This window comes from Streptomyces sp. WAC06614 (genome assembly GCF_003949795.1).
Lineage (GTDB): Bacteria > Actinomycetota > Actinomycetes > Streptomycetales > Streptomycetaceae > Streptomyces.
In genome coordinates this window covers 1-6,472 of record NZ_RPRY01000369.1, presented here as the reverse complement: position 1 = coordinate 6,472, position 6,472 = coordinate 1, and the positions used below count along the sequence as shown (strand labels likewise).

The window sequence follows — 6,472 nt, the reverse complement described above, 5'->3', positions numbered from 1 at the left end:
CGCCGCCAGCGACGGCATCAGCACGCCGATGGCGAGGACGTAGGGGAGCTTGGTCAGGACCGATCCCCAGCCCATGAAGTTGATCAGCTGGATCTTGTCGCGCAGGCCGACGCCGTGGTCGATCACGAAGTACTGCCCGCAGGCCAGCATCACGCACGCGAAGGCGGCGCCGATCAGCCCCGCGACGGCCGCCTCCATGATGAACGGCACCTGGATGTAGAAGCTGGAGGCGCCGACCAGCCGCATGATGCCGGTCTCCCGCCGACGGCTGAACGCCGAGACGCGCACCGTGTTGACGATCAGCAGCAGCGCCACGATCAACATGATCAGCATGATGCCGAGGGCGGCGAAGTTCAGGTACCGCAGGATCCGGAAGAGGTCGTCGATCTCCTTGCGCTGGTCGTCGACGGTGTAGACGCCGTCCCGGCCGGCGAAGGCGGTGGTGATGACCTTGTACTTCTCCGGTTCCTTCAGCTTGATCCGGAACGACTCCTGCATCTGGTCCGGGGTGATGGTGCTGGCCAGCGCGGTGTGGCCGTACTGCTCCTTGTAGTGCTTGTAGGCCTCGTCCGCGGACTCGTAGTAGACCGTCCTGACCAGGTCCATCTTCTTCAGGTCGGCCTCGATCTGCTGCTTCTGCTCGGCGGTGACGGCGCCCTTGGCGCACGCCGTGCCGCCGAGGCCGGCGCCGCCCTCCTGGGCGTCGTTCTTGTTGCACAGGTAGATCGAGATGTTGACCTTGTCGTACCAGTAGCCCTTCATCCGGGTCACCTGCTCGCGCATCAGCAGGGAACCGCCGAACAGGGCCAGCGACAGGGCGACCGAGATGACGACGGCGAAGGTCATCGTGAGGTTGCGGCGGAGGCCCACGCCGATCTCGGACATGACGAACTGGGCGCGCATGGCGTCTCTTCGGCCTTTCAGTGCTGGTAGCCGTAGACGCCGCGCGACTGGTCGCGGACGAGACGGCCCTGTTCGAGTTCGATGACGCGCTTGCGCATCTGGTCGACGATCTGCTGGTCGTGGGTGGCCATGATCACCGTGGTGCCGGTCCGGTTGATGCGGTCGAGCAGCTTCATGATGCCGACCGAGGTCTGCGGGTCCAGGTTGCCGGTGGGCTCGTCCGCGATCAGCAGCGCGGGCCGGTTGACGAAGGCCCGGGCGATGGCGACGCGCTGCTGCTCGCCGCCGGACAGCTCGCCGGGCATCCGGTCCTCCTTGCCCCCGAGGCCGACCAGGTCCAGCACCTGCGGGACGGCCTTGCGGATCTCGCCGCGGGGCCTGCCGATGACCTCCTGGGCGAAGGCGACGTTCTCGGCGACGGTCTTGTTGGGCAGCAGCCGGAAGTCCTGGAAGACCGTCCCCAGCTGGCGCCGCATGTGGGGGACCTTCCAGTTGCTGAGTCTGGCCAGGTCCTTGCCGAGCACGTGGACCTGCCCGTGGCTGGCGCGTTCCTCGCGCAGGATCAGCCGCAGGAAGGTGGACTTGCCGGAGCCGGAGGAGCCGACCAGGAAGACGAACTCGCCCTTGGTGATCTCCAGGGACACATCCCTGAGTGCGGGGCGGTTCTGCTTCGGGTAGGACTTGGAGACGTTGTCGAATCGGATCACGGGAGCACCACGGTCGCCGGGGGTAGGTGTGCGTGACCCTACGCGAACGGGCGCGGGGTGGGGACCCACCATCCGGAGTTGCCCGATATGTTCCCACCGGATGTCCCCGGCCCGAGCGAGCCGTCCGTACGACTGCCCGGAGGGGGCGCGCCGAATGCCGCGGGAGCTGGCACAGTGGTAAGGGGAACGCACGGGTTCCCCGCGTCGTTGTTCCCAGGGGACGAGAGGAGGAGAGCGCATGACATATGACCGGCTCGTGTGCGCGAACTGTGCCGCACCCGTCAGCCAGGGCCGCTGCCCTGTGTGCCGGGCGAACCGGGAGCGCCTCCAGCAGGAGGGCCCCTTCGCCGGCCTGAATCCCATGGCGCTGGTCGCGCTCATGGTCGTTCTGCTGGCCGCGCTGGCACTGGTGGCCCACCAGGCGGCGTAGCGCAGCCTCCGCTCACGTCCCGATCGTAGGTCTTGGCCACAGGCCGTACGGCGCACGCATGCGGAAGGGCCCGGACACCTCCCCGGTGTCCGGGCCCTTCTCGTCCTCCGTACGTCCGGAGCTGCTGCCCCGCGGTACCGGTGTCCCGCCGCCTTACGCGGTCGTCTCCTGCTGCTTGCGCCAGCGGATGCCGGCCTCCAGGAAGCCGTCGATGTCGCCGTCGAGGACGGACGTCGGGTTGCCGACCTCGAACTCGGTGCGCAGGTCCTTGACCATCTGGTACGGGTGCAGGACGTAGGAGCGCATCTGGTTGCCCCAGGAGCTGCCGCCGTCGCCCTTGAGGGCGTCCATCTTGGCGCGCTCCTCCTGGCGCTGGCGCTCCAGGAGCTTGGCCTGGAGGACGTTCAGGGCGCTCGCCTTGTTCTGGATCTGCGAGCGCTCGTTCTGGCAGGAGACCACGATGCCCGTCGGGATGTGCGTGATGCGCACCGCCGAGTCGGTGGTGTTGACGCCCTGGCCGCCGGGGCCGGAGGCGCGGTAGACGTCGATCCGCAGGTCGGAGTCGTCGATCTCGACGTGGTCGGACTGCTCGACGACGGGGAGCACCTCGACACCCGCGAACGAGGTCTGGCGGCGTCCCTGGTTGTCGAACGGCGAGATGCGCACGAGGCGGTGGGTGCCCTGCTCGACGGAGAGGGTGCCGTAGGCGTACGGGGCCTTGACCACGAAGGTGGTGGACTTGATGCCGGCCTCTTCCGCGTACGAGGTCTCGTAGATCTCGGTGGAGTAGCCGTGCCGCTCGGCCCAGCGCAGGTACATGCGCTGCAGGCGCTCGGCGAAGTCGGAGGCGTCGACGCCGCCGGCCTCGGCGCGGATGTTGACCAGGGCCTCGCGCTCGTCGTACTCGCCGGACAGGAGGGTGCGGACCTCCATCTCGTCCAGCGCCTTGCGGACGGCGACCAGCTCGGCCTCGGCCTCGGCGCGGGTGTCCGCGTCGTCCATCTCCTCGGCCAGCTCGAACATGACCGCGAGGTCGTCGATGCGGCCGCGCAGCGCCTCGGTCTTGCGGACCTCCGCCTGGAGGTGCGAAAGCTTGCTCGTGATCTTCTGGGCGGCCTCCGGGTCGTCCCACAGGGACGGGGCGGCGGCCTGCTCCTCGAGCACGGCAATGTCTGCCCTCAGCTTGTCGAGGTCCAGGACGGCCTCGATCGACCCCATGGTCGAGGAGAGGGACTTCAGCTCTTCGGATACATCGACGACTGCCACGGGTCCAGCGTAGCCGGTCCCCGGACGGCTCCCGCAGTCCAGGGATCTCCCGGGGGCCGCGCGGGCCCCGGGAGGGCGGTCTCCGCGCCGCGCCCGGTCGGGCGTACGCTCACCGTATGAACGTTCTCCTCGTCAAGCGCCGGCATGTGGACCACATGCGCGTCACGACGACGAGCTGTCTTCCGCCGGACCGAACCAGAGCCCTACCCGCCTGATTCATCCCGGTCCCGTACGCGGCGCAGCGCACTCCGGCCACACCCCGGCCGCGGGTCCCTCCCGTCGTCCGCGCCCCCGCCATCCCCGGGGGACGGGGCCCGTGACATTCCGAAACGGAGCCGTCATGACGTCCGCGCACCTCTCCACCGTCCCGCCCACCTCCCCGCTGCCCGTCCTGGACCTGTCCCGGGCCGACGACCCCGAGCAGCGGGCCGCGTTCCGCGAAGAGCTGCACGTGGCCGCCCGCGACACCGGGTTCCTGCACCTGACCGGGCATGGCGTCAGCGCCGCCGAGACCGCCCGCATCCTTGAGGTGACCAGGGCGTTCTTCGCCCTGCCCGAGGCCGACCGGCTGGCCCTGAGCAATCTGAACTCGCCGCACTTCCGCGGGTACACCCGGGTCGGTCACGAGCTGACCGGTGGCGCCTCCGACTGGCGCGACCAGCTCGACGTGGGCGCGGAGCGGCCGGCGCCGCAGGTGGGGCCGGGCGATCCGGCGTACCTGTGGCTGGAGGGACCCAACCAGTGGCCGGCGGCCCTGCCGGAGCTGAAGGAGGTCGTGCTGGGCTGGCAGGAGCGGCTGGCGGCGGTGGCGCACAAGCTGCTGCGGGAGCTGCTGGCCTCGATCGGGGCCCCGCCGGACTTCTTCGACGCGGCCTTCGCGGACCGCCCGCACCTGCACACCAAGCTGGTGCGCTACCCGGGCTCGGCGCCGACGGGGGCCGACCAGGGCGTGGGCGCGCACAAGGACTACGGGTTCCTGACCCTGCTGCTCCAGGACTCGGTGGGCGGGCTGCAGGTGGTACGGGACGGCGGTTTCGTGGACGTGCCGCCGATGCCGGGGGCGTTCGTGGTCAACCTGGGCGAGCTGCTGGAGATCGCCACCGAGGGCTACCTCAAGGCGACGGACCACCGGGTGGTCAGCCCGCCGGGGGCGGTGGAGCGGTACTCGGTGCCGTTCTTCTACAACCCGCGGCTGGACGCGGTGATCGAGACGGTGCCGGGGGCGTACCTGGCGCACGCGCCGGGCGTGCTGCACGACGCGAACAACCCGCTGCACGCCGAGTACGGGCGCAACGAGCTGAAGGGCTACGTCCGCGCCCACCCGGCGGTGGCGGAGCGCTGGCACCCGGAGCTGGTGGACGCCTGACGGCCGACGGCCGACGCGGCCGGGCCGGACGGGTCCCGTCGACGCCCGGGCCCCGTACGACGTCGTACGGGGCCCGGGCCCGGTGCGTCCTGGCGGACCGCCGGTGTCCTACGGGGTCACGGTCGGGACGGGACCGAGTGGTGGGTGCCCGGCGTGCGCGGGGGGTCGTCGTCGGAGGCGGCCAGCCAGCCGCCCACGCCGACCGCCGCCGCCAGCAGGGCCGCGGCCCCCGTGAGCAGGAGTCGCCGCCTGCGGACGGCGTCCGCACGGTGCCGGGCCGCGCCCGGCCGGTGGCCGCCCGCCGGGCGCGGCACCCGGGCGGTGCCCAGGGCGCCGCCGGCCAGCTCCTCGGGGCCGGGCACGCGCATGGAGGTGTGGGTGTCGCGGTTGGACTCGGGCGAGGGGCCCGGGCCGCCCGGGACCAGGGACACGGCCCCGCGCCGCGGGGCCGGTCCGGCGGGCAGTTCCTCGGGCTCGGGCCGGTCCTCGTCCGCGTCGTCGGGCTCGTCCACGTCCAGCGGCGGCATCCCGGCCAGCATCGGCAGCAGCTCGCGCAGCCGTACGGTCAGCTCGGAGGCACGCAGCCGGGAGGCGGGGGCCTTGGCCAGGCACTGGACGATCAGCTGCCACAGCTCGTCCGGGATGCCGGGCAGCGGGACCACGGTCTCGGTCACGTGCCGGCGCAGCACCGCGCCGGGGTGACCGCCGCCGAACGGGGTGAACCCGGCCAGCAGCTCGTACAGGACCGTGGCCAGCGCGTATATGTCGACCGAGGCGCGCGGCGGCAGGCCCTCGACGATCTCGGGGGCCAGGTAGTCCGGCGTGCCGATGATGCGGGTGGCGGGGGCGGTGGCCCGGGGGCCGGCCCGGCGCGGCGAGTCGATCAGCTTGGCGATGCCGAAGTCGGTGAGCAGCGCCGGGTGGGCGCCGCCGGGGCCGAGCGGACCCTGCATGTCGAGCAGGACGTTCTCGGGCTTGACGTCCCGGTGGACCACGCCGGCCGCGTGCGCTGCGGCCAGTGCGTCGGCCACGTCGGCGACGATGGCCACGGCCGCCTCGGGGGCGAGCCGGCGCTCGCGGTCCAGCCGCGTGCGCAGGTCGGTGCCGCGGACCAGGTCCATGACCAGGGCCAGGTCGTTGCCGTCCACGACCAGGTCGCGGACCGTCACGATGTGCGGGTGCTCCAGGCCCAGCAGCGCGCTGCGCTCCTGGACGAACCGGCCGACGAGCTCCTGGTCCGACGCGAGGTCCTCGCGCAGCAGCTTGACGGCCACGGGGCCGTCCGGTCCCTCCCCGAGCCACACCGTGCCGGCGCTGCCGCGCCCCAGGATCTGGTGCGCGGTGTACCGGCTGCCGATCTTCCGTGCCACGACTGCTCCCTCAGCGGCTGGCGTACGTGCCAAAACTACGCGGCCGGGGGCGGCTCGGGAGCCACGAGGGGGCCCGATTCGCGGTGACCTTCACTTCTGCGGGCGAAATCGTGTCCTGGATGTCGACAAATCAACGAACTCGGCGCTAGTTGCCGCCGGTGCCCGAGCCGGTGCCGGTGGTGCTGCCGAGGTCGCCGATCCAGTCGACGACACCGGAGCCCCAGGCCCAGAGCTGGTCGAACCAGCCCTTGCCGGTGCCGATCCACTCCTGGAGCGGGGTGAGCTCCCAGATCAGCCAGCCGCCGATGACGAACAGCACGATCACGAACAGGCAGCCCTTGAGGCAGCCCAGGCCCGGGATGTGCATCGGGTTCGCGCTGCGCCGGCGCCCGCAGCGCCAGGCCCCGCCGCCGGCCCCGCGGCAGCAGCC

6 protein-coding genes and 1 pseudogene are annotated in these 6,472 nt (G+C 71.6%); 2 read left to right on the top strand and 5 right to left on the bottom strand.

Translation table 11 applies throughout. The annotated features are described in order from the left end of the window. Both ftsX and ftsE read right to left on the bottom strand, forming a co-directional pair. Positions 1 to 903: permease-like cell division protein FtsX (gene ftsX, locus EF918_RS30885; RefSeq protein ID WP_148141288.1), on the bottom strand; the 903-nt coding region annotated here is incomplete at its 3' end. Positions 904 to 920: 17 nt separating this feature from the next. Then, positions 921 to 1,610 (bottom strand): cell division ATP-binding protein FtsE, encoded by a 690-nt coding sequence (gene ftsE / locus EF918_RS30880; RefSeq protein WP_125652230.1) that lies wholly within the window; start codon positions 1,608 to 1,610, stop codon positions 921 to 923. 238 nt (positions 1,611 to 1,848) lie between these two features. On the opposite strand from ftsE, the gene EF918_RS30875 reads away from it, so the two are divergent. Continuing rightward, positions 1,849 to 2,040 (top strand): hypothetical protein, encoded by a 192-nt coding sequence (locus tag EF918_RS30875; protein WP_125652229.1) that lies wholly within the window; start codon positions 1,849 to 1,851, stop codon positions 2,038 to 2,040. Between the two features lie 153 nt (positions 2,041 to 2,193). Here the strand turns inward: EF918_RS30875 and prfB are convergent, their stop codons facing one another. After that, on the bottom strand, positions 2,194 to 3,306 hold the full coding sequence (gene prfB / locus EF918_RS30870; protein WP_125652228.1) for a peptide chain release factor 2: 1,113 nt from the start codon (positions 3,304 to 3,306) through the stop codon (positions 2,194 to 2,196). 340 nt (positions 3,307 to 3,646) lie between these two features. Between prfB and EF918_RS30865 the strand changes: the two genes are divergently transcribed. Then, entirely contained in the window at positions 3,647 to 4,672 is a 1,026-nt protein-coding gene (locus tag EF918_RS30865; RefSeq protein WP_125652227.1) for an isopenicillin N synthase family oxygenase, read from the top strand. 116 nt (positions 4,673 to 4,788) lie between these two features. On the opposite strand, the gene EF918_RS30860 is transcribed toward EF918_RS30865, so the two are convergent. Next, complete coding sequence (locus tag EF918_RS30860; protein ID WP_125652226.1) at positions 4,789 to 6,042, bottom strand: serine/threonine-protein kinase; 1,254 nt, start codon at positions 6,040 to 6,042, stop codon at positions 4,789 to 4,791. A 145-nt stretch (positions 6,043 to 6,187) separates the two neighbouring features. After that, positions 6,188 to 6,472, bottom strand: a pseudogene (locus tag EF918_RS30855) (hypothetical protein); the annotation flags it as partial.